Annotated in this window: 20 protein-coding genes; 8 read left to right on the top strand and 12 right to left on the bottom strand. The window is 71.5% G+C overall.

Features of this window, described 5'->3' with window-relative positions; all coding sequences use genetic code 11:
* Positions 1–4 precede the first annotated feature (4 nt).
* Positions 5–973, top strand: a complete 969-nt coding sequence (locus tag ACIBQ8_RS38540) for a phosphotransferase (RefSeq protein ID WP_397194515.1) — start codon at positions 5–7, stop codon at positions 971–973.
* 13 nt (positions 974–986) lie between these two features.
* Here the strand turns inward: ACIBQ8_RS38540 and ACIBQ8_RS38535 are convergent, their stop codons facing one another.
* From ACIBQ8_RS38535 to ACIBQ8_RS38515, 5 genes are all read right to left on the bottom strand, one after another.
* Entirely contained in the window at positions 987–1,349 is a 363-nt protein-coding gene (locus tag ACIBQ8_RS38535) for a DUF488 domain-containing protein (protein ID WP_397194514.1), read from the bottom strand.
* Between the two features lie 205 nt (positions 1,350–1,554).
* Positions 1,555–2,814: a class I SAM-dependent methyltransferase gene (locus ACIBQ8_RS38530; protein WP_397178095.1), complete on the bottom strand. Its 1,260-nt coding sequence runs from the start codon at positions 2,812–2,814 to the stop codon at positions 1,555–1,557.
* 2 nt (positions 2,815–2,816) lie between these two features.
* Positions 2,817–4,166 (bottom strand): FAD-binding oxidoreductase, encoded by a 1,350-nt coding sequence (locus tag ACIBQ8_RS38525; RefSeq protein ID WP_397178096.1) that lies wholly within the window; start codon positions 4,164–4,166, stop codon positions 2,817–2,819.
* Positions 4,167–4,296: 130 nt separating this feature from the next.
* Complete coding sequence (locus tag ACIBQ8_RS38520) at positions 4,297–5,280, bottom strand: NAD(P)-dependent oxidoreductase (RefSeq protein WP_397194513.1); 984 nt, start codon at positions 5,278–5,280, stop codon at positions 4,297–4,299.
* A complete protein-coding gene (locus tag ACIBQ8_RS38515) occupies positions 5,277–6,815 on the bottom strand; it encodes a protein kinase (RefSeq protein WP_397178098.1) in 1,539 nt (512 codons plus the stop codon). The genes ACIBQ8_RS38520 and ACIBQ8_RS38515 overlap by 4 nt, the downstream gene beginning before the upstream one ends.
* A gap of 221 nt (positions 6,816–7,036) precedes the next feature.
* Between ACIBQ8_RS38515 and ACIBQ8_RS38510 the strand changes: the two genes are divergently transcribed.
* Positions 7,037–8,158 carry a CaiB/BaiF CoA transferase family protein gene (locus tag ACIBQ8_RS38510; RefSeq protein ID WP_397194512.1) on the top strand — a complete coding sequence of 374 codons (1,122 nt, stop codon included), beginning with the start codon at positions 7,037–7,039 and terminating at the stop codon, positions 8,156–8,158.
* Between the two features lie 7 nt (positions 8,159–8,165).
* Here the strand turns inward: ACIBQ8_RS38510 and ACIBQ8_RS38505 are convergent, their stop codons facing one another.
* Positions 8,166–9,392: an FAD-dependent monooxygenase gene (locus tag ACIBQ8_RS38505; protein WP_397178100.1), complete on the bottom strand. Its 1,227-nt coding sequence runs from the start codon at positions 9,390–9,392 to the stop codon at positions 8,166–8,168.
* Positions 9,393–9,474: 82 nt separating this feature from the next.
* On the opposite strand from ACIBQ8_RS38505, the gene ACIBQ8_RS38500 reads away from it, so the two are divergent.
* The gene (locus tag ACIBQ8_RS38500; RefSeq protein ID WP_397178101.1) at positions 9,475–9,993 is read left to right on the top strand and encodes a TetR/AcrR family transcriptional regulator; all 519 of its coding nucleotides are present in this window, start codon (positions 9,475–9,477) and stop codon (positions 9,991–9,993) included.
* A 24-nt stretch (positions 9,994–10,017) separates the two neighbouring features.
* Here the strand turns inward: ACIBQ8_RS38500 and ACIBQ8_RS38495 are convergent, their stop codons facing one another.
* Positions 10,018–10,470, bottom strand: a complete 453-nt coding sequence (locus ACIBQ8_RS38495; protein ID WP_397178102.1) for a GyrI-like domain-containing protein — start codon at positions 10,468–10,470, stop codon at positions 10,018–10,020.
* Positions 10,471–10,566: 96 nt separating this feature from the next.
* Here ACIBQ8_RS38495 and ACIBQ8_RS38490 point away from each other — a divergent pair, with 96 nt between their 5' ends.
* The 4 genes from ACIBQ8_RS38490 to ACIBQ8_RS38475 all read left to right on the top strand — a co-directional run bounded on the left by ACIBQ8_RS38490 (position 10,567) and on the right by ACIBQ8_RS38475 (position 15,614).
* Complete coding sequence (locus ACIBQ8_RS38490) at positions 10,567–12,006, top strand: GuaB1 family IMP dehydrogenase-related protein (RefSeq protein ID WP_397178103.1); 1,440 nt, start codon at positions 10,567–10,569, stop codon at positions 12,004–12,006.
* A 143-nt stretch (positions 12,007–12,149) separates the two neighbouring features.
* Complete coding sequence (locus ACIBQ8_RS38485) at positions 12,150–12,524, top strand: FKBP-type peptidyl-prolyl cis-trans isomerase (RefSeq protein WP_352357863.1); 375 nt, start codon at positions 12,150–12,152, stop codon at positions 12,522–12,524.
* A 109-nt stretch (positions 12,525–12,633) separates the two neighbouring features.
* Complete coding sequence (locus ACIBQ8_RS38480; protein WP_397194511.1) at positions 12,634–14,157, top strand: ATP-dependent DNA ligase; 1,524 nt, start codon at positions 12,634–12,636, stop codon at positions 14,155–14,157.
* 659 nt (positions 14,158–14,816) lie between these two features.
* A complete protein-coding gene (locus ACIBQ8_RS38475) occupies positions 14,817–15,614 on the top strand; it encodes a septal ring lytic transglycosylase RlpA family protein (protein WP_397194510.1) in 798 nt (265 codons plus the stop codon).
* Between the two features lie 1,201 nt (positions 15,615–16,815).
* Here ACIBQ8_RS38475 and ACIBQ8_RS38470 read toward each other — a convergent pair.
* Complete coding sequence (locus ACIBQ8_RS38470; protein ID WP_397194509.1) at positions 16,816–17,412, bottom strand: DUF1707 and DUF4870 domain-containing protein; 597 nt, start codon at positions 17,410–17,412, stop codon at positions 16,816–16,818.
* A 130-nt stretch (positions 17,413–17,542) separates the two neighbouring features.
* On the opposite strand from ACIBQ8_RS38470, the gene ACIBQ8_RS38465 reads away from it, so the two are divergent.
* Entirely contained in the window at positions 17,543–17,887 is a 345-nt protein-coding gene (locus ACIBQ8_RS38465) for a hypothetical protein (protein WP_352327808.1), read from the top strand.
* Between the two features lie 44 nt (positions 17,888–17,931).
* Here ACIBQ8_RS38465 and ACIBQ8_RS38460 read toward each other — a convergent pair whose 3' ends face one another.
* The 4 genes from ACIBQ8_RS38460 to ACIBQ8_RS38445 form a co-directional block, all read right to left on the bottom strand.
* Positions 17,932–19,035, bottom strand: a complete 1,104-nt coding sequence (locus ACIBQ8_RS38460; protein ID WP_397194508.1) for a DUF4192 domain-containing protein — start codon at positions 19,033–19,035, stop codon at positions 17,932–17,934.
* Positions 19,036–19,267: 232 nt separating this feature from the next.
* Complete coding sequence (locus ACIBQ8_RS38455; protein WP_397194507.1) at positions 19,268–20,050, bottom strand: EI24 domain-containing protein; 783 nt, start codon at positions 20,048–20,050, stop codon at positions 19,268–19,270.
* Positions 20,051–20,060: 10 nt separating this feature from the next.
* Complete coding sequence (locus ACIBQ8_RS38450) at positions 20,061–20,642, bottom strand: Maf family protein (RefSeq protein WP_397178109.1); 582 nt, start codon at positions 20,640–20,642, stop codon at positions 20,061–20,063.
* A 28-nt stretch (positions 20,643–20,670) separates the two neighbouring features.
* The gene (locus tag ACIBQ8_RS38445) at positions 20,671–21,261 is read right to left on the bottom strand and encodes a DUF937 domain-containing protein (RefSeq protein ID WP_397178110.1); all 591 of its coding nucleotides are present in this window, start codon (positions 21,259–21,261) and stop codon (positions 20,671–20,673) included.
* Positions 21,262–21,285: the final 24 nt, after the last annotated feature.

The following is a 21,285-nucleotide window of genomic DNA, read 5'->3' as shown; positions in this document are numbered from 1 at the left end:
CCGGATGCGTGACAGACCCGCGGATCTGGACGAATCGCTGCTGGCGCCCGCCCTGGAGGCGTGGGGGATCAAGGCCGTCGAGCTGGCGTACGCGCCGGTGGGCTTCGGCGACCACCACTGGATCGCGACCGGCGCCGACGGACGGCGCTGGTTCCTCACCGCCGCCACCCTCCTCCACGGGGGTGCGCGGTCGGCGTTCGGGGACTTGGGGCGGGCGCTGGAGACGGCGGCGGCGCTGTCGGCGTCCCTGAGCTTCGTGGTCGCGCCCGTGCCGGACCTCGACGGCGGCGCGCTGCTCCGCCCGCTGGCCCCGCGGTACGCGCTGAGCGTCTTCCCGTTCGTCGACGGCGTCACCGGCGGCTTCGACGACGAGCCGGCCGAGCACGACCGTGCCCAGGTCATCGACCTGCTGGCTGAGCTGCACGCCACAACACCGCCCCCGTCGACGCCGTCCCGCCCGTTGCAGCCGGCCGGACGGGCGGCGCTGGAGCGGGCCCTGGCCGAGACCGGCCGCCCGTGGACCGGCGGCCCGTACGCCGAACAGGCCCGGACGCTGCTCGACCGGCACGCCGGAACCCTGGACGCCCGGCTGCGCGACTTCGACCGCGGCTGCCGCGACCTCGGCCCGCCCGTCGTCACCCACGGCGAACCTCACCCCGGCAACCTGCTCCGGCACGAGGGCCGCTGCCTGCTGATCGACTGGGACACCGTCGGCCTGGCCGTGCCGGAACGCGACCTGTGGCTGGTCGCCAGGACCCCCGGCGACCTGGCCAGGTACGCGGCCGCCGCCGGCCGCACGCCCGACCCCGCCGCGCTGGCCCTCTACCGGCTGCGCTGGAGCCTCGACGACGTGGCCGCGTACGTCGCACTGTTCCGCGCCCCGCACGGCCGCACCCGCGACACCGACCTGAGCCTGCACTTCCTCACCCGCACGCTCGACGGCCTGGCCGCCGGCGGGTCCTTCGCCCGCTGAGCGTTCCCGGGCGTCAGGCGTTGAGCAGTTCGGCGAGCACCGCGGCCTCGCTGATCTCGGGCTGCCTGGTGGCGGTGAGCAGGGTCAGCGGGCCCTTCCCGGCGAGCTCGCGCAGGTGGGCCACCGCCTCGGCCCGCTCCGGCTCGGCCAGCTCGTCCCGGTAGCGGTGGCCGAACTCCGCGAACCGGTCGGGGTCGTGCTTGTACCAGGTGCGCAGCTCGGTGGAGGGAGCGACCTGTTTGCACCATTCGTCGAGGTGGGCGTCGGCCTTGGCCAGCCCGCGCGGCCACAGCCGGTCGACCAGCACCCGGGCGCCGTCGTCCGGCGCGGGCTCCTCGTAGACCCGGCGCACCCGGACCTTGTTCCCGTCCGTCACCGTCCGCCCCTCCCTCTCGACCGTGAGACCACGCTACGCCGGGCGATGCCAAGCGCCGTTCAGGGACCCGGCCGGGGGCGTCTAGGATCCGGGACGTGGACGAGCCGATCCCCGACGCGCTGCTGCCAGTGCTCCGCGACCTGCGCGCCACCTGCGGGGTGCGGACGAGCCCGTCAGGAGAGGGCGGCGGGCCCTCTCCTGAGCGTCACGGCCAGTTGACCGCCGGGCGGAGCTGCACGCCGGACCGGCCGTCGTCGTCGAGCTTGACGCCCAGCACCTGGTGCAGCTGGACCTTGTTGCGCTCGAAGCCCACGATGCAGCCCGCCATGTACAGGGCCCACACCCTGGCCGTGCCCATCCCGACCTCCTGGACGGCCTCGTCCCAGTTGGCGTCGAGGTTGTCGCACCAGTGGCGCAGGGTCTTGGCGTAGTGCTCGCGCAGGTTCTCCTCGTGGCGGATCTCGAAGCCGATGTCCTCCATCTGCCTGATCAGCCAGCCCACCGACTCCAGCTCGCCGTCGGGGAAGACGTAGCGGTTGATGAAACCGCCCTTGTTGAACGTCTTCTCCTTGCCCGTCGGACGGGTGATGCAGTGGTTGAGCAGCCGGCCGCCGGGCTTGAGCTTGCCGTAGAGGAACTCGAAGTACGACGGGACGTTGTCCTTGCCGATGTGCTCGGTCAGGCCGATGGAGCTGACCGCGTCGAAGCCGGTCTCCCGCACGTCGCGGTAGTCCATGAAGCGCACCTCGGCGAGGTCCTGGAGGCCCGCGTCGGCGATCGCCTTCTGGGCCCACTCGGCCTGCTGACGGCTCAGCGTCACGCCCAGCGCCTTGACGCCGTAGTGCTTGGCAGCGTGGATGACCATGCCGCCCCAGCCGCAGCCGACGTCGAGCAGGCGCATGCCCGGCTTGAGGTCGAGCTTCCTGGCCACCAGGTCGAACTTCGTGTACTGGGCCTCCTCCAGCGTCGCGCCCTCCTCGGGGAAGGTCGCGCACGTGTAGGCCATGGACGGCCCCAGCACCCACCGGTAGAACCGGTTGGACACGTCGTAGTGGTGGTGGATCGCCTCGGCGTCACGCTGCTTGGCGTGCCGCGAGCCGAGCCGGGCCAGGGCGCTCTGGCGCACCTCCTGCGGGGGCGGCGGCACCCGCATGAGCAGCGGCTTGACGCCCAGCGACCGTACGGCGGCGAGCTTCTCGCCCGCGGTCAGGTCGTTGGTGGTGATGTTCCACATGCGGTCGAGCAGGGTGTAAAGGTCGCCGTGCACGTCGATGTGGCCCGAGATGTACGCCCTGGCCAGGCCCAGTTCCCCGGGGGCCTGCGCCAGGTAGGCCACCGCGATGGGCGACTTGACCTCAAGACCGAGGTCGGCGCCGTCGGGACCGGCCTTGCTGCCGTCGTAGGCCATGAACGAGATGTTCGCGTCAGAGCCGACGATCTTCTCAAAGATGCTTGCGAGAGCCATGCTCACCTTCCCCGTACACACTTTTCGTACAGGTCCAGCAGGCGACCGTTCGGGTCGTATTCCCGCTTGACCGGCCAATAAGCATCACCGTTGTACAGCTCCCAGAACTGCTCACGGGCGTAGAAGGAGGTCGAGTAGAGCGACTTGTGGCCGTCCAGCTCGTGTACCGAGTCCTCGATGAGCCTGTTGTAGTAGCCGTCGAACTGGCCGCGCGGCAGCGGGACCATGCCCCAGAAGCCGAAGTTGACGTAGAGCTTCCCCGGCTCCAGCGGGTACAGCGGCCATTGGGAGCTCGCCCGCAGCGGGCACATCCAGACGGGGGTCATGCCCACCTTGTCGTGGAAGAACTCCAGGAACTGCGCGCCGCGCTCGATCGGCACCTCGACGTCCTGGATGACCGACTCCTGGACGGGCTGGTCGCGCCAGCGGTCGATGCGGGCGGTCAGGCCGGTCCGCCGGTCGAGGGCGACGAGCTTGCGGTAGACGTCGGAGCGCATCCAGCGGCGCGGCATCAGCGAGCGGACCACCGGCTGCTGCACGCCGAACGCCCGCGAGCACCAGAACCAGTCGGTGTCCCAGCGCCACAGGTAGTCGTGGATGCTCAGCCAGTCGCGGCTGCGCTGCCTGATCGACTGGTAGTAGATGCGCATGCCGGTGTAGTCGGAGACGTAGGGCGCGCGGTCGGCGAAGCGGCCGAGCGTGATGTACATCTCCTCCGGGTCGAAGAAGACGCCGTCCACGAAGTCGACCTGCTCGCCGTCGTGCACCATGCTGTCGCAGATCTCCTGCATGGCGAGCATGCACTTGGCCGCGTCGGTGAACCTGATGTGCGTCAGGTGCACGTACGGCTGGACCTTGCGGAGCTTGATCCGGATGCGCAGGGCGTAGCCGAGCGTGCCGTAGGAGTTGGGGAAGGCGCGGAACAGATCCTGGTGCTCGTTGTCGTCACGGGCCACGATGATGCGGCCGTCGCCGGTGAGGATCTCCAGCTCCTCCACCGACTCGTGCGGCAGGCCGTCCCGGAAGCTGGTCGACTCGATGCCGAGGCCGGTGACGGCGCCGCCGAGCGTGATCGTCTTGAGCTGCGGCACCACGTACGGCATGAGCCCGTGCGGCAGCGTGGCCTCGACGAGGTGCTCGTACGTGGTCATGCCCTGGACCTCGGCCGTCATCGTCGCCGGGTCCACGCTGATGACCTCGTCGAGGTCTCTGGCCGACAGCTTGGCCGTCCTGCCTCCGTCACGGAACCTGAACAGGTTGGACGTGGACTTGGCCAACCGGGGAGCGGCGTCGCCGGGGATCTCGGCGTAGGACTGCCGGATCTGCTCTACTGCCCGTTGGTGTGTCGACATCGTCGTCGTCACGGAAGCACCCCCTTGAGCTGGTAGAGATCGTCCGTAAGACCGTATCTCCCGCGGCCCGGCTCGAACAGACCGGGGTCGTTAAAGACACGAAAACTGTTCATCGTGCCAGGTGAAACGCCTATATGGCAGGCAAATGCGGAAATCTACGTCGGACCTGGGGTGAGACACCATTGAGCACGGCACGCACCTCTCGTCCCTCCAGTGCCGCCGTGAGGTTGTCCAGCACGGCCGTGAGCAGGCGCGTCGTCGCCTCGGGCGTCACCCCGGCGGCGTGCGGGGACAGCAGCACGTCCGGCAGATCGCGCAGCGGGTCGCCGACGGGCAGCGGCTCGGTGTCGAACACGTCGAGCGCGGCCCCGCCGAGGTGCCCGTCACGCAGCGCGGCGACCAGCGCCGCCTGGTCGACGACGCCGCCCCTGGCCGCGTTGACCAGCAGCGCGCCCTGCTTCATGCGGCGCGGGTCGATCAGCCCGCGGGTCTCCTCCGACAGCGCGATCACCACGACCAGCACGTCGCTGCCGGCCACCAGCGTCTCCAGGTCGGCGCGGCCGGGCGCCTGCCGCGGGGACCTGGTCCAGTAGGAGACCTCGCAGCCCAGGGCGCCGAACAGGCGCACGCAGTTCTCGCCGATCGGGCCGTACCCGACGACGCCGACCCGGCGGCCGCTCAGCTCGCGCGGACGCAGGCCCTGCTGCGGCCACTCCCCCGCGCGGACGGCGGCGTCGGCGGCCCCCAGCCGCCGCGACAGCGACAGCGTGGCGGCCAGGCACCACTCCGACACCGCGACGGCGCTGACGCCCGGCGTGTTGGCCAGCGGCACCCCGGCCTCGGCCAGGGCGGCCAGGTCATGGCCGTCGACGCCCACCGACGGCTGCTGCACGAAGGCCAGCGCGGGCGCATGCTTGACCGCCTCGGCGTCGAGCACGAGCGTGGAGGTCCAGTCGCCGAGCACGATCTCGGCCCCGGGCAGCGCGGCCAGCAGCCCGGCCCGGTCGCGGGTGGCGGGCACGCGGACCGTCACCCGGTCGCCGAGCGGGGCGAGCAGGCCGCGCGTCGCCTCCTCGGGGAGCGGCGGCAGGGCGAGCAGGTTCCAGGGGCTCATGCCTTCACAGTAAAGCTGTCGATCACCTGTCGCATCAGTCCCCTGTTGCGCAGCCACTGGTCCTGGGCGACGGTCCAGGACAGGATGTAGGCCGTCTCGCCGGACACCACCGCGCGGCGCACCTCGTGGTAGGTCATGCCCGGCCTGATCCAGCGGGTGCCGGCGGCGCTGGCGGCGGTCCAGGAGAACTCCCACTCGACCGCCTTGACGCCCCGGTGCTCGACCACGCGGCGGCCGCGGCTGATCACCTCCTGGCCCTGCTGCCGCAGCGTCTCCTCCGAGTCGCGCAGGATCTGGTTGGCGTCGAGGCTGGAGTACAGGGCCTCCACGCCGAGGTGGGCGTTGCCGTCGCGGCGCGTCCACTCGGTGACGGACTCGCGCAGCGCGCCCCGCCAGCCGATCGGGCGCAGGATCGACCAGCCCTCCCGCGAGGTCCACGCCCGTACGAGCGGGCGCACCCGCCGCACGGTCGGCGTGGGGGTCGCCGACGGGGTCCGGCTCGTCGTGGGCTGCTGCGAGGGGGACGGGCTCAGCGGGCTGGCCGCGGCGGCCGGCTGGGCGGTGCGCGGGGCGCCCTCGGCGGGCGTGGCGAGCTTGAAGTAGGCGACCGCGCCGCCCGCGACGACCACGACGGCGGCGGCGGCCACGGCCAGCACGGCCCGCCCGCGCCCGCTGCCCGGCTTCTTCTCCGGCAGGTCGGTGTAGGCGGGCTTGGCCGCCACCTCGATGGCCGCGAGCAGCCGGTCGGCCTCCTCGGCGTCCACCCGGTCGGCGGGCTCCTTGCGCAGCAGGCCCTTCAGGATCGGATGCATGATCGGCGGGATGCGCCGGTAGTCGGGCTCCTCGTTGAGCAGCGCGTTGATCGTCGCCATGGCCTCGCCGCGGTCGAAGGGCGAGCGGCCGACCATCGCGGCGAACAGCGTCGCGCCGAGCGACCACAGGTCGGAGGGCGGTCCCGCCTCGTCCGCGCGCACCCGTTCGGGGGCCAGGAAGCTGGGCGAGCCGGTCACCATGCCCGTCCTGGTCAGCGAGGCGTCGCCCTCGACCGTGGCGATGCCGAAGTCCATCAGCACCGCGCGGCCGTCGTCGGCGAGCAGGATGTTGGCGGGCTTGACGTCTCTGTGCAGGATCCCGGCCTCGTGGGCGGCCCTGAGCGCCGACAGCACCTGGCGGCCCACGTCGGCCGCCTGCCGTACGGGCAGGGCCCCCGAGGTGGCCACGACCTCTTCGAGCGAGGGATGTGCGACCAGCTCCATGACGATCCAGGGCCGGCCGCCCTCCTCGACCACGTCGTAGACCGCGACCACGGAGGGGTGGTTGAGCTTGGCCGCCGTACGGGCCTCGCGGGCCGTGCGCATGAGGTGGCGCTCCTGCTCGCCCGGCGACAGCCCCTCGGGCAGCAGCACCTCCTTGATGGCCACCTGCCGGTTGAGCAGCGTGTCGTAGCCCTCCCAGACGACGCCCATACCCCCGCGGCCCAGTTCGCGCAGTAACTGGTAGCGCCTGGCGACAAGCCGGTTGCTCTCCGAAACCATGTCCTACCCCTGTAGCGGCGCGAGCGCCTGCTGCAGACAGCCGCTGGACGCCGGCGATCTGTAGACCACCCGAACAGTGGGCAAGTTTCCCATACCTCCCACGAGTTCGCGGGAAGGACGCAAAAGGCCGCTTGCCACGACTTGCCGAATGTTGTTCTACTGAGGCAGGTTCGGAGCCCGGCAGCCGATCGTTTGCCGGTGCGACTGTCGAGGAGATGTCCATGTCGAAGGGTAGTGGCGGCCCGCTGGCCGGAGTGCGCGTGCTGGAGCTCGCGGGGCTGGCCCCCGGGCCGTTCGCCGGGATGATGCTGGCCGACCACGGCGCCGAGGTGCTGCGGGTCGACCGGGTGCAGGCCGTCTCCGACCGACCTCGTACGGACGTCATGGACCGCGGCAAGCAGACGATCGGCCTGGACCTGAAGTCACCCGAGGGCGTGGCCGCCTTCAAGGAGCTGGCCCGCAACGCCGACGCGGTGATCGAGGTCTTCCGTCCCGGCGTCGCCGAACGGCTCGGCATCGGCCCCGCCGACCTGCACGCGGTGAACGAGCGGCTGATCTACGGCCGGATGACCGGCTGGGGCCAGGACGGCCCGCTCGCCCCCACCGCCGGCCACGACATCGACTACATCGCGATCTCCGGCGTGCTGTCGATGCTCGGCCGCGAGGGCGGCAAGCCCACCCCGCCGATCAACATCCTCGGCGACTTCGCCGGCGGCGGCCTCATGCTCGCCTACGGCGTGCTGCTGGCCCTGTTCGAACGCGAGCGCACCGGCAAGGGCCGGGTGATCGACGCCGCCATGGTGGACGGCGCCGCCCTGCTGTTCTCGATGTTCTACCAGGCCGCCCAGAGCGGCTTCTGGGGCCCGCGGGGCACCAACCTGCTCGACACCGGCGCCCCCCAGTACGACACCTACGAGACCGCCGACGGCGGCTTCCTGGCCGTCGGCTCGCTCGAACCGCAGTTCTGGGACGCCATGGTGAACCTGATGGGCCTGACCGGCCTGCCCGACCGCAACGACAGGACGCAGTGGCCCGCGCTCAAGGCCCGGCTGGCCGAGGAGTTCGCCAAGCGCACCCGTGCCGAGTGGGAGGCCCTGTTCGAGGGCTCGGACGCCTGCGTCTCGCCCGTCCTGTCCATGGCCGAGGCCGCGCGGCACCCGCACAACGTCGCCCGGGGCACGTTCGCCGAGGTCGGCGGCGTGACCCAGCCGGCGCCCGCGCCGCGCCTGCTCGGCGCGCCGGCCCCGGACCTGTCGCCCGCCACCCGCCTCACGGACCTGTCCGCGTGGGGGCTGCCGGCGGCGGAGGCGGAGAAGCTGCGGGAGCAGGGCGTGCTGGCCTGAGCCTTCGTCAGGGGCGGGACGTCGCCGGTCGCGCGTGGGCGGCGTAGTCCTTGAGCCGGATCGAGTCGTGCAGGCGCACGCCCTTGCCGCTGGTCTTGGTCGCGGCCCTGGTGAGGGCGACCGGCAGGTGGCCGACCAGCCGGACGCCCTGGGCGAGCGCCCACACGTCGAAGCGGCTCCCCGGGACGATCCCCCTGGCCGCGCGGCGGGCGAAGGCGCGGCTGCGGCGCACGTACTCGCCGATCTCGGCCTCGTAGGCGGGGTAGGCCGTGCGGTGGTCGCCGCCGTGCGCGGCCAGCTCGCCCGCCAGCACGTACGCCCCCACGACCGCCAGGCTCGTGCTGCCGCCCACGGCCGGCCCCGGGCAGTAGCCGGCGTCGCCGGCCAGCGTCACCCGGCCGCGCGACCAGGAGTCGAGCCTGAGCTGGGTGATGGAGTCGAAGTAGAAGACGGACGCGCGGTCCACCTCGTCCAGGATCCTGGGAACCTGCCAGCCGAGGCCGCCGAACCGCTCGCGCAGCAGCTCCTTCTGCCGTGCCACGTCCCGGTAGTGGTAGTCGAGCGGCTCCGGCGTCCTGAACAGGAAACCGGCCCTGGCGTCGTCCATGTGCGCGGCGCTGTAGACGGCGGCCATGTAGCCCTCGCCCGCCATGGCCTCCATCCGGCCGTCGAGGCCCAGGAAGTTCGGGACGGACGCGACGGCCAGGTAGGCGCCGATCCAGGTGGCGAAGCGCTCCTCGGGGCCGAAGGTCAGGCGGCGCACGTTGGAGTGCAGGCCGTCGGCGCCGATCACCAGGTCGAAGCGGTCCTGCCGGCCGCTGTCGAAGCGCACCTCGCCGTCCTCGGAGATCGAGGCGATGGAGTCGCCGAAGACGTAGGCGGCGTCGTGCCGGGTGGCCTCGTGAAAGACCTCGCTCAGGTCGTCGCGCATGATCTCGACGTGCCGGTCGGAGACGGCGGTGAGGATGCGGCGCAGCTCCAGCTCCACGGGCCGCGCCCGGCCCTCGCGGTGGATCCTGAGCCAGTCGGTGCCGGTCTTCTTCGCCATGACGGGCTCCAGGAGGCCCATCTTCTCGACGATGTCCATGGCGGGCCGGAACAGGTCCACCGCGTGGCCGCCCGACTTCCTGAGCGCCGGGGCGCGTTCGACGACCGTGACCTCGAAGCCGTACCTGGTCAGCCAGTACGCCAGCACCGGCCCGGTGACGCTGGCTCCCGAGATGAGGACCTTCATGGCCCCCTCCTTACTTAACGGTAGGTAAGTCCACGCTAGCACGCGCCCTTACTTAACGGTAGGTAAGGGATAAACTTCAGCCATGCCCAGTGACACCAAGTCCCGCATCCAGGCGGTGGCCCGCGAGCTGTTCGCCGAGCAGGGCGTGCAGAACACCAGCCTGCGCCAGATCTCCGACCGGCTGGGCATCACCAAGCCCGCGCTCTACTACCACTTCGCCTCGCGCGACGACCTGGTGCGCAGCATCGTGCAGCCGCTGGTGGAGGACTTCGAGCGCTTCACCGCCAGGCAGGAGCCCGGCGACCCGCGCGCGCTGCTCGACGACTACTTCGAGCTCATGTGGCGCCACCGGGACGTGACCGGGATGATGGTCCGCGACATCTCGATCCTGGCCTACCTCGACCTGGGCCGGCGCATGTTCGAATGGCGGCGCGAGCTGATCGCCCTGCTGCTCGGCCCCGACCTCACGCAGGCCCAGCAGATCCGGGCCACGCTGGCGCTCGGCGGCATGGCCGACTGCACGGTCGAGTACGCCGGCCTCCCCCTGGAGGAGGTCAAGCCGACGGCCGTCGCGGCGGCGGCCGAGGCGCTCGGCCTGTGACGCCCGGCCTGTGACTTCCGGGGCCTAGACGGCCACGTAGAGGTCGGCGCCGCCGAAGTGATGGACCTCCAGGTCCGTGGTGAAGGCGCGGGAGGGCTGGCCGCCCGACTCGGTGTGCTGCCACACCTGCTGCCACGCCTCGATCAGCGCCTGCGGCAGCGGCCCGCGGGCCTCCAGCCTGAGCGACTTGGCGGCCGGCACGCGCACCGCCACCATGCCCTCGGGCAGGCGCGGCACCGTGCGCACGCCGATGCCGACGATCTGCGTGTAGGCGCCGGTGTGGTCGCTCTCGTAGTCGGTCAGGACCGCGTAGAGGTTCTCGTCGATGCGGCCCGGCACGTGCGCGAAGGCCCCCGGCGCGCCCGCCCGCTGCCACAGCGTGGGCAGCGCGGCCCGCGCCGGATCCGCCTCGTCGGCGTTCGTCGTGCGTACGGCGAAGCCCACGACGGTCAGCTCGGCCCGTTCGACGATGTCCACGACTTACCTCCCCCAAATGTGTCCCCGGCCGATCATAAGCCCCGGAGAACGGGGGAAACCCCTTGTTAGCCCTGTCACCCCATAAGATGGATGAACGTGAAGTTTCTCAACGACCAAGAGCCTCGTTACGATTTGACTTACAGCGACGTGTTCATGGTGCCGTCGCGCTCCTCGGTCGGATCGCGGCTCGCGGTCGACCTCTCCACGAACGACGGCACGGGCACCACGATCCCCGTCGTCGTCGCCAACATGACCGCGGTCGCCGGCCGCCGCATGGCCGAGACCGTGGCCCGCCGCGGCGGGATCACCGTGATCCCCCAGGACATCCCGCTCGACGTCGTCGCCGACGTGGTCGACTGGGTCAAGAAGCGCGACCTGGTCCACGACACGCCGCTCACCCTCACCCCGCACGACACCGTGGGCGAGGCGCTGCAACTGCTGCCCAAGCGCGCCCACAACGCGGTCATCGTCGTCGACTGGGACAACCGCCCCGTCGGCGTGGTGACCGAGGCCGACTGCCAGGGCGTGGACATGTACACGCAGCTGTCGGAGGTCATGTCGAGCGAGCTGCTGACGCTGCCCGCCGGGCTCGACCCGCGCGCCGCCTTCGACCGCCTGCACGAGGGCCGCCACCGCCTGGCGCCCATCGTGGACGACGAGGGCCGGCTGGTCGGCATCCTCACCCGCACGGGCGCGCTGCGGGCCACGCTCTACCAGCCCGCGCTCGACGCCCAGGGCCGCCTGCGCATCGCCGCGGCCGTCGGCGTGAACGGCGACGTCGCCGCCAAGGCCAAGGAGCTGCTGGAGGCCGGGGCCGACTGCCTGGTCGTGGACACCGCCCACGGCCACCAGGAGAAGATGATCGCCGCCCTGCGCGCCGTCCGGGCGCTCGACCCCGGCGTGCCGGTCGCGGCTGGCAACGTGGTGACCGCCGAGGGCGTGCGCGACCTGGTCGAGGCCGGGGCCGACATCCTCAAGGTCGGCGTGGGGCCGGGCGCCATGTGCACCACGCGGATGATGACCGGCGTCGGGCGTCCGCAGTTCTCGGCGGTGCTCGAATGCTCGGCCGAGGCCCGCCGGCTCGGCAGGCACGTCTGGGCGGACGGCGGCGTCCGGCACCCCCGTGACGTGGCCCTGGCGCTGGCGGCCGGGGCGTCCAACGTGATGATCGGCTCGTGGTTCGCCGGCACGTACGAGTCGCCCGGCGACGCCCGCACCGACGCCGACGGGCGCAAGTACAAGGAGAACTTCGGCATGGCCTCCTCCCGCGCCGTGCGGCTCAGGACGGCCGAGGACTCCGCCTACGACCGGGCCAGGAAGGCGCTGTTCGAGGAGGGCATCTCGACCTCGCGCATGTACCTCGACCCCAAGCGGCCCAGCGTGGAGGACCAGATCGACGGGATCGTCGCGGGCCTGCGGTCGTCGTGCACGTACGCGGGCGCGGCCAACCTGGAGGAGTTCCACCAGCAGGCCGTCATCGGCATCCAGAGCTCCTCCGGCTACGCGGAGGGCATGCCGCTGCACCAGAGCTGGTGACGCCCACCCACCGGCGCCGGCGCCCCCCGGCGACGCGCCCGCCGAGCGGCCCGGCGCCGGGAGAAAGGGCGGCCATGAACGACGGCCGTACCCCGACGGCATAGAGTCGTCGGGTTATTGTCATCGTCAACAGGAGCACATTCGTGGCACTCGAGAAGCCCGAGATCGACTTCCCCGAGGGCAACCCGCCCGCCGACCTGGAGATCGTCGACCTCGTCGAAGGCACTGGCCCCGAGGCCAAGCCGGGCCACAACGTCAGCGTCCACTACGTGGGCGTCTCGTTCTCGTCCGGGGAGGAGTTCGACGCGTCGTGGAACCGCGGCCAGGCGTTCGAGTTCCCGCTCGGGGGCGGCCGCGTCATCGCGGGCTGGGACCGCGGGGTCGCCGGGATGAAGGTCGGCGGCCGTCGCAAGCTCGTCATCCCGCCGCACCTCGGTTACGGCGACCGCGGCGCGCCGCCGCGCATCAAGGGCGGCGAGACGCTGATCTTCGTGGTCGACCTGCTCGGCGTCAGCTAGACCGGGCACGGGCGGGCCGCCGACGGTGGCCCGCCCGGCTACCCCTGCTTTGGAAAACCCGGCACATATCGGGTGGGGAAATGTCGGCGTGGTGAGGCACGATAGCGGTGTGCTTCTGATCGACGTGGTCCGGACCTCCGACGCGGTGACGCGCACCTCCGCACGGCTGGGCAAGGTCGGGCATCTGGCCGAGCTGCTCGCCCGGGTCGGCCCGGACGAGGCGGAGATCGCCATCGCCTACCTGTCGGGCGACCTGCCGCAGCGCCAGATCGGCGTGGGCTGGCGCTCGCTGGAGGACGTCCCGCAGCCCAAACTCGCCGCCACCGCCACCCTCACGACCGTCGACGCGCTGCTGACCCGCATCAAGGCCGTCTCCGGCCCCGGCTCGCAGGCGGCGCGCAGAGCGCTGGTCGCCGAGCTGTTCGCCGGGCTGACCAGCCAGGAGCAGCAGTTCATGCGCAGGCTGCTCAACGGCGAGCTGCGCCAGGGCGCCCTCGACGGCGTCATGATCGAAGCGCTGGCCAAGGCGTCCGGCGCGCCGTCGGCCGACGTGCGGCGGGCGCTCACCCTGCGCGGCTGGTTGCCCGCCGTGGGCGCGGCGGCGCTGACCGGCGGCGTGGCGGCGCTGCACGCGTTCAAGCTGGAGGTGGGGCAGCCGGTCTCCCCCATGCTCGCCGGCAGCGCGCCCAACGTGGCCGCCGCGCTGGAGAAGGCCGGCTCGCCCGCGTCCCTGGAGTGGAAGCTCGACGGCGTACGCGTGCAGGCCCACCGCTCGGGCACGCAGGTGCGGGTCTTCACCCGCACCCTCGACGACATCACCGCGCAGGTCCCCGAGCTGGTCGAGGCGGTGCTCGGGCTCGACTCCGCCGACCTGGTGCTCGACGGCGAGGTCCTCGCGCTGCGGCCGGACGGGCGTCCCCATCCCTTCCAGGTGACCGCGAGCCGCGTCTCCAGCAAGACCGACGTCGCCAGGCTGCGCGAGCAGACCCCGCTCAGCGTGTTCTTCTTCGACGCGCTGCGCGCCGACGGCGCCGACCTGCTCGACCTGCCGTACTCGCAACGCCAGGAGGCCCTGGCCGGCGCCGTCCCGCCCGGCCTGCTGACGCCGCGGCTGATCACCGCCGACGTGGCCGAGGCGGAGAAGTTCTTCACCGACGTCGTCAAGGCGGGCCACGAGGGCCTGGTGGTGAAGTCCCTGTCCTCGCCGTACGCGGCCGGCCGGCGCGGCGCGGGCTGGATCAAGGTCAAGCCCCGCCACACGCTCGACCTGGTGGTCCTGGCGGCCGAGTGGGGCCATGGGCGGCGCGAGGGCAAGCTGTCCAACCTCCACCTGGGCGCGCGCGACCCCGAGGGCGGGTTCGTCATGCTGGGCAAGACGTTCAAGGGGCTCACCGACGAGCTGCTTGCCTGGCAGACCGAACGCTTCCTCGAACTCGCCGACGGCCCCACCGACGAGTGGGCGGTCAAGCTGCGGCCCGAACTGGTCGTGGAGATCGCCTTCGACGGTGTGCAGCGTTCGCCGCGCTACCCCGGGGGGATGGCGCTGCGCTTCGCCCGGGTGCTGCGCTACCGGCCGGACAAACGCCCCGAGGACGCCGACACCGTCGCCACCGTCCGCTCCCTCATGCTCTGACCCCACCCACACCTGCCAGGCCGCACACCCGAAGCCCAGAGACCTGCACCTGAAGGCAGGCAATGGGGTCGTCTGGCGCTCCCATCGGTTCCCCCTGCACACACTCCTTGAACTCCCCCGATCACGACCTGACATCCATTCGGGCCGCTCGCACCCTGAGTCCAGGTTGAGCCGCTGGCGGCCTGGGACAGGGTTGGCCGGTTCACGAGCTGACGTCCCGGTTGAGCCGCTCGCAGCCTGACGTCCGGTTGGGCCACTCACGGCCTGACGTCCGGTTGGGCCACTCACGGTCCTGACGTCCGGTGGGGCCGCTCACGGTCTGACGTCCGGTTGGGGCCGTTTATGGCCTTGGGGCAGGTTGGAGCGTTTGTGACTTGGGGTCGGGTTGGTCTGAGGCGTGGGGTTAGACGAGTTCTGTCGTTCTCCGGAAACCCCAAGATCCTCGGCGTACGCTCGGCGTTCTGGGCCTCTTGCGCCCTTAAGTGAGATATGTCACTGTATGTCGCATTAAGTTGTCTTTACCTGCTGTTTGTCGCATATGTTCGTCCTCGCCCGCCGGATCCCCCATCCCTTGCGGGCGGACAGGCCGTCACACGCCTCCCACCCCCCTTGACCTGGCCTTTCCCTTTCCTGTCCCCTAGCTAGGACCGTGGTTTACCTTGGGCCAGCACTCCCACAAATCGTCCCCCAACGACCGCAAGCTCTCCCCGGGCAAGCGCCGCTGGACCGCCATCGCCGCTGGGGCCGCCGTAGTGGCCGCCGCCTCGACCACCGCCTGGGCCGCCGTCGGCAACGACGCCCCCGGCACCACCGCCGTCAAGGACGCCGCCACGGCGTCCACCTCCACCGGCGCCCCCAACCCGCCGGTCGCGGCCAACGTCTCCCAGGCCAGAACCACCACCCCGGCTCCCACGGCATCAAGCCCCAGCGCCTCGACCTCCACCGCTTCGGGGCCGAGCGCGAAGAGCGTCCCGAACTCTCCGCACGGCGCCAACCCCGCGCCGAAGGCCCCCGACGCCACCCGGCCCGACGCCACCGAGACGCCGGCCTCCGACACAGCCTCCTCCGACACGGCTTCGTCCGACGCGGCGGCCTCCGACACGGCGAAGAAGACGACCAAGACCGTCAAGCCGGTCAAGCTCCGGGCCACGAAGCCGAAGGTTCGCGTCCTGTCCTCCGGGACGTGTGGCGCCTCGTACTACGGCGAGCCCCAGATGACGGCCAGCGGCGAACGCCTCAATCCCTCCGCCATGACGGCCGCCCACAAGACCCTTCCGCTGGGCAGCCGCGTCCGCGTCATCAACCCGCGCAACGGCTCGTCGGTCACCGTACGCATCAACGACCGCGGCCCGTACGTGGGCGGCCGGTGCCTCGACCTCTCCAGGGCCGCGTTCGACGCGATCGGCAGCCTGGGCGCGGGCGTGATGACCGTCCGCTACGAAGTCCTGGCCCGCTGACGACGTCCGGCCTCCCCTCGGCCCCGCCCCCACTCATTCGTCCCCTGGGGGCGGGCCGGGCCTCCCTCAACACCGCGCCCACGAATGCCGCACATGCGCCGATCCTGACTGCCGACATCCCAGCTCCGATCGCCGGCCTCCATCGGAGGGCCGTGGAGCCAAGGACTTGGAACCCCGACATCGGGATCGAAGGAACCGGGTCGGGCGTCCAGGGGAGCGGGACCCGAGACGTCGGGAAGCTGCGACCGAAACCCCTGCGAGCGCTGAGGCCCGAGAGCTGGGGCCTGGAATGTCGGGAGGACTGCGGCCAGGATGTTCGAGAGCTGTGGTCGAGTTACTGGTTCTGGTCCCAGACATCCCTGGGGCTCCCTCTCCGGACGTCTTCCCGATCGCGGACCCAATACTGCGGTTCGATGGCTCCCCGACCCGGAATCCCCGGTCTTTCGACATCCCGGATACCCCGACGTGGGTCCTGGTCCCGTGACACCCCGGGCCCCAACCCAAATCTCCGCCCCCGATCTCCCGGGAACGCCCCCGCTGTCCCCGGACGTCCCCTAACGTCCCTCGGTTACGAAACCGCGGGGCCGGATTCGGGTCCGCAATCCCCCGCCATTCCCGACGTCGGTCACGTCCCCCGATGTCCCGCAGGTTCGTTCCCCGATCGCGGTTGCAACGCCACAGTTCCGGCCCCCGGGCACCTGGCCGGCATCCCCAGATGTCCCCCACCATCCCCGGGTCCCGCTCTTCGGACGCTCTCCGGTCGCGGCCCTAATGCCTCGGGGCCCTCGACCCGAGATCCCCTGCCCTTCGCATTTCCGGATACTTCGATGCGGCCCTGGTCTCGTGATCCATCAAGCCCCCGACTCGAATTCCTGGACCCGCGATACCCCGGGGACGCCCGTGATGTCCCCGGACGTCCCCCGACGTCCCTTGGTCCCAATACGCGCGTCCCGGGCCCCGGGCCCGCTGCCATTCATGGACGCCCCCCGACATCCTTGGGACCGATCTAGTTTCCTGAGCCCCGACAGCGCTTGGTCCTGATCCAGATCCTCGGATGTCGCGATCCATCTTCCGGAGACCCCCCGACCTCCGCTATCCGTGAGGCCCCCGAATCTGCAATCTGCGGGTCTGTTCGTCAGCCTCCGCCGCAGTCGGTTTCCTCCCACCCTGGCGCGCGCCGCCGTTTCGCCGATAGGAGGCGTTACTTGACCAGGCGGACCGTCAGGGGGTAGCGGAAGCTGCTCTCGGCCAGGGCCGAGATGCCGCCGACGATGCCCAGGACGACGGCGCCGACCCAGATCACCGGCAGCAGCACGACGCCGATGACGGTGAGGGGCAGGATGCAGGTCGCCCCCACCACGGTGAGCTGGAAGTTCAGGGCTTCCAGCGCATGCCGCCGCAGGTACGGGGACGTCTTGGCCGCCGTGAGCAGCAGGATCAACGGGCCAACCACCGGGATCCCGATGGCGATCAGCAGGTGACCCAAGGCGGCCTGGAGGCGTTCGTTGCTCTCCGAAGGCCGTTCCGGATGGACCGGACGGGGCATCGGCGGCGCGAGTCTGGGCACCGCCATCGTCCCGTACAGCTCGTTCATGATGGGCATCAGGTCGCCGTGCGTACGCGCGGTCATCGCACGTTCCAGCCGGTCGTCGAACTCCAGCTTGTCGAAGCGGCCCTCCGCGTAGGCGGCCTTGACGTGCTCGACGACGTGCTCTCGGTCCTGGTGGGTGACGCGCAGATGAGCTGGCGGCACCTGTCCCGGCCCGGGGGTCTTGGGTACCCCAGCCATGATGGTCATGCCTCTCCTTGGAATCGGCAGTCAACCTTCATACTGCGTCCTCGGAGCCGGACGTGCCATCGGGAGAAACCCCGAGCTGTCCCCGAGATCATCCCCGACACCGGCGCTTCGGACGGTATAAAAAGGATCCATGAGATGGCGAGACCGCTACGGTATCCGTCGGCTGCGCGGGCAGAAGATCGCGCGATTCGACCGTGAGGCGACCGATGCCGACATCGAAGCGCTCATCGCCTTCGCACGTTCGCGGCGTGGCGTCGAGTTCTACGTCGAGCCTGAGACGTTCGCCACCGACACGACCGCCGTGGCGGTGGCCGACGACGGCGAGTGGACCAGGCGCCGGGTCGGGTCGCCCGCGGTGATCCACAAGGTGGCCCGAGATCTGGCATTACCGGTGTACGACGTGCAGCTGACGGGCTACCCCCCTCGGATGCGGGCGTACAACGAGCGCCGGCGCCGCGAAGAAGGCAGCCTGTAGTTCCGGCGGGAAGGGTGCTGGTGGAGGCCACCGGCACCCTTTCTTCATGCGCCCCCGCCCGCCCCCCGGTGCGGGCCGGGCCCCGGCTGGGACGGGACGTCGTCGAGCAGGCCGAGCATGGGGATCAGCCAGCCCCCGTTGGGCGAGCCCATGGCGGTGTCGAGCTCGGCGGGGCTGGGCAGGCGGCCGCGGACGACGGCGGGTGAGAGCAGGCTCTGCAGGGCGTGCATCAGGAGGTTGGCCATCGAGTAGTGGGGATCGGTGGTGAGGGCGCGTTCGAGGGCGATGGTGGCCAGGATGTTGTCACCCGTGCGCCAGGCCGCCATGGCCAGCAGGGAGGCGGCCGGCGGGACGAAGCGGGGCTCCAGGCGGCGGGTGAGGTCTTTCCACAGGGGCAGGTGGGCGTCGCGCATCATGGTCCAGGCTTCGTCGCGGACTCTGATCACGGTCAGGGCCAGGCCCAGCCGGGCGGCTGCGATGTCGTCGAGGCGGACGCCGCCGGCGTGGACGGTCAAGGTCGCGCGGACTTCGGCGAGGGCCTCGGCGACGTAGCCGCGGGCGAAGGTGTCCAGGTCTGGGGCGGCCACCAGGCGGGTTCGGACCTCGGCTACGGCGGTGGCGGTGGCCTGGCGCATCGCCATGCGGACCGGGCCGGCGGCGGGAGCGATCGTGCGCTCGAGGCTGCGGCGGTCGGGGAGGGCGACCAGGCCGCGCACGGTGGCCTCGGCGGCGATCTGGCTGGTGGTCGGGTCGTACGGGGTGCCTTCGGGCGGGCAGCACCGGGGCAGCTCGCAGACGTAGGACCAGTAGCGGCCCTCGTGGGCGCGCAGCGCCTCGCCCACGCGGATCTCCGATGCGGCGGCCAGCAGCCTGGCCTCGTCGACGGCGGGCGTGACCGTGTCGCCGCTGCCGTAGCCGACGATGACCAGCTCGGTGACGCCTTCACGGGACAGCAGGCCGGTGAGGGGGTCGAGGGTGCCCCGGGGGAACGGGACGTCCCACCTCGCGGCCACCTTGGCCTGGCCTCGGTGGAGGCCGATCACGACCAGACTGTCGTGGGGGTGGAAGCCGACCAGATAGGGGACGGCGGCCAGGATGTCGGCCGGGCTGGTGAGCGTGAGGCAGGGGGCCGGGGCGTTGGTCGTCATGAGCGTCAAGGGTGCCGGGGAGGCACGCTTCGAAAGCGCCCGAGCGCGGTTCTGTGGATGACGACCTCCCCGACGTCCCGCCCTGTGGACGACCACACGGATGGGCCAAACCGGCAGGTCAGGGGGCGGAACCGCAGGTGAGGGGCAGGCCGGTGGGGAGCGCGGGGGTGGGGGTCACGCCGGTGCAGGTCACGCGGGTGGAGGTCAGGCCGGGGGAGGGCGCGGGTGGGGGTTAGGCGGGTGGTGGGGTTAGGTGGGTGGGGTTGGGGGTGGGGTCGGGGGGTTGGGTGGGGGATATGCGGGCGCGTACGAGGAGGGCGGCGCCCGCCACCGCGGCCGGCATCGCCACCACCGCCACGAACGGCACCAGGAACAGCAGGAACCCCACCACCCCGAACCCCAGCGTGGTCGCCATGTTCCGGCGCAGCAGCGCGAACCGTTCCTTCCTGGCCACCCCCCGGCGTTCCAGGGCCAGCGTGGTCAGCTCGACCGTCAGGAAGAAGCCGGAGACGAAGGCGCCGACCACGGGCACCACCGTCTGGCCGACCACCGGCACGAACCCCAGGAAGAACAGCGGCACGGTGAACAGCAGCACGTAGAACAGGGTGACCAGGCTGTCCCTGATCGAGCGGGGCAGCGTACGCCACCACGGCTGCTCCACCGCGCCGGGCAGCGGGTCGGCCTCGGCCGAGAGCCGTTCGTAGAACGGCTCGCCGATCGCCAGCGTCAGCGCCGTGAACGTCAGCACCGCCAGCGCCAGCCCGCCGAGGAAGATCGCGATGCCGACCAGCGTGCGGAACAGGTCGGCCCAGCTCCACGAGTCGGCGAACGGGGTGAAGAACTCGGCCAGGTCACGCGCGTGGGTGCCGAGCAGGATCAGCGCCGCCACGTAGACGGCGAACGCGATCACCGCCGGGATCAGCCCGAACAGCCACCACCGGCCGTGCCGCGACACCCATCCGAGACCCTGGAAGAAGAAGCCGACGCCGGCGGCGAAGTCGCGCAGAGATCGCATGCCCGGCAGGCTAGCGCCAGAACGACGTGACCGCGTAACCCAGCTCGTCGAACAGCTCGCGCAGCAGCGGCAGGGACACCCCGAGCACGTTGCCGTGGTCGCCCTCGATGCCCTCGACGAACCAGCCGCCGCGCCCCTCGATGCTGAACCCGCCGGCCAGGCCGAGCGGCTCGCCGGTGGCGACGTAGGCGGCGATCTCCTCCTGCGACGGCTGGCCGAAGCGGACCACGGTGGTGGCCACCTGGGCCGCCTGCCGGCCGGCCGGCACGTCGATCACGCAGTGGCCGGTCACCAGGCGGCCGGTGCGCCCGCGCATGATGCGCCAGCGCTCGACGGCCTCCTCGGGGGTGCCGGGCTTGCCGTAGGGGCGGCCGTCGATTTCGAGGATCGAGTCGCAGCCGATGACCAGCCCCTCCTCCAGCCCGCTCGCGACCGCCTCCGCCTTGGCCTTGGCCAGGACGAGGCTGAGCGCCGCCGGCGAGTGTGCGGTGAAGGCGTCCTCGTCGACCCCGGAGACGATCACCTTGGGGTCGAGGCCGGCGTTGCGCAGCACGGTGAGGCGGGTGGGCGAGGCAGAGGCCAGAACGATCACCGTCCCAGCTTACCGAAGGCCCGCGCGGTCACCAGTCGTGGTTCGGGGTGCCCCTCGCGGGCTGCCGGTCGGCGGGGTCGTACGGGCCGCCCTGGGCCGGGACGGCGCCGCCGAAGATGCCGCTCAGCAGGCCGTCGAGCAGGTGGCCGAGGCCGCCGGGCAGCGAGGCGTGCTCCTGGCGCAGGTCGGCGGCGAGGGCGGAGGCGTCCATGTTGGCCTTGGCGGCGCGGCCGGCCAGGAGGGACATGACCATGGGGGCGACGAGCGGGAGCAGCCGCATGATGGTGCCGGAGCTGACGCCGGCCAGTTGCGAGAGGCCGGCCGCGGCCCGTTCGGTGCCCTGGCCGCCGAGGACGTGGCCGAGGATGCTGTGGCCGTCGCGGGTCAGCGAGGCCACGTCGCCGTTGAAGGGGTCGGCGTCGACGTGGTCGTCGAGGGCGCCGCGCAGGGCCTCGGCGCCGTCGGGGTGCTCGGCGTTGCGGGCCATGCCGCCGATCACGGTGCCGGCCACGGCCTCGACGACCTTGCGCGCCGTGGCCGTGTCGGTGCCGAGCATGCCGGCGATCTGGTCTACGCCTGAGTCGCCGAGCTGGGTGAGAAGCTCGTCATTCAGTGTCAAGGCAGTCCCCCGATCCGAGTCGCG

Origin of the sequence: Nonomuraea sp. NPDC049646 (assembly GCF_044465525.1) — a bacterium.
In the GTDB taxonomy this organism is placed as follows: Bacteria; Actinomycetota; Actinomycetes; order Streptosporangiales; family Streptosporangiaceae; genus Nonomuraea.
This window is presented reverse-complemented; position numbering and strand designations above follow the sequence as displayed.

What these genes read in the sequence shown, in the direction of transcription:
- ACIBQ8_RS38540 (WP_397194515.1), top strand. Translation starts at nt 5, where the DNA reads ATGCGTGACAGACCCGCGGATCTGGACGAATCGCTGCTGGCGCCCGCC.
- ACIBQ8_RS38530 (WP_397178095.1), bottom strand. Translation starts at nt 2,814, where the DNA reads ATGGCTCTCGCAAGCATCTTTGAGAAGATCGTCGGCTCTGACGCGAAC.
- ACIBQ8_RS38525 (WP_397178096.1), bottom strand. Translation starts at nt 4,166, where the DNA reads ATGTCGACACACCAACGGGCAGTAGAGCAGATCCGGCAGTCCTACGCC.
- ACIBQ8_RS38520 (WP_397194513.1), bottom strand. Translation starts at nt 5,280, where the DNA reads ATGAGCCCCTGGAACCTGCTCGCCCTGCCGCCGCTCCCCGAGGAGGCG.
- ACIBQ8_RS38515 (WP_397178098.1), bottom strand. Translation starts at nt 6,815, where the DNA reads ATGGTTTCGGAGAGCAACCGGCTTGTCGCCAGGCGCTACCAGTTACTG.
- ACIBQ8_RS38510 (WP_397194512.1), top strand. Translation starts at nt 7,037, where the DNA reads ATGTCGAAGGGTAGTGGCGGCCCGCTGGCCGGAGTGCGCGTGCTGGAG.
- ACIBQ8_RS38505 (WP_397178100.1), bottom strand. Translation starts at nt 9,392, where the DNA reads ATGAAGGTCCTCATCTCGGGAGCCAGCGTCACCGGGCCGGTGCTGGCG.
- ACIBQ8_RS38500 (WP_397178101.1), top strand. Translation starts at nt 9,475, where the DNA reads ATGCCCAGTGACACCAAGTCCCGCATCCAGGCGGTGGCCCGCGAGCTG.
- ACIBQ8_RS38470 (WP_397194509.1), bottom strand. Translation starts at nt 17,412, where the DNA reads ATGACCATCATGGCTGGGGTACCCAAGACCCCCGGGCCGGGACAGGTG.
- ACIBQ8_RS38465 (WP_352327808.1), top strand. Translation starts at nt 17,543, where the DNA reads ATGAGATGGCGAGACCGCTACGGTATCCGTCGGCTGCGCGGGCAGAAG.
- ACIBQ8_RS38460 (WP_397194508.1), bottom strand. Translation starts at nt 19,035, where the DNA reads ATGACGACCAACGCCCCGGCCCCCTGCCTCACGCTCACCAGCCCGGCC.
- ACIBQ8_RS38455 (WP_397194507.1), bottom strand. Translation starts at nt 20,050, where the DNA reads ATGCGATCTCTGCGCGACTTCGCCGCCGGCGTCGGCTTCTTCTTCCAG.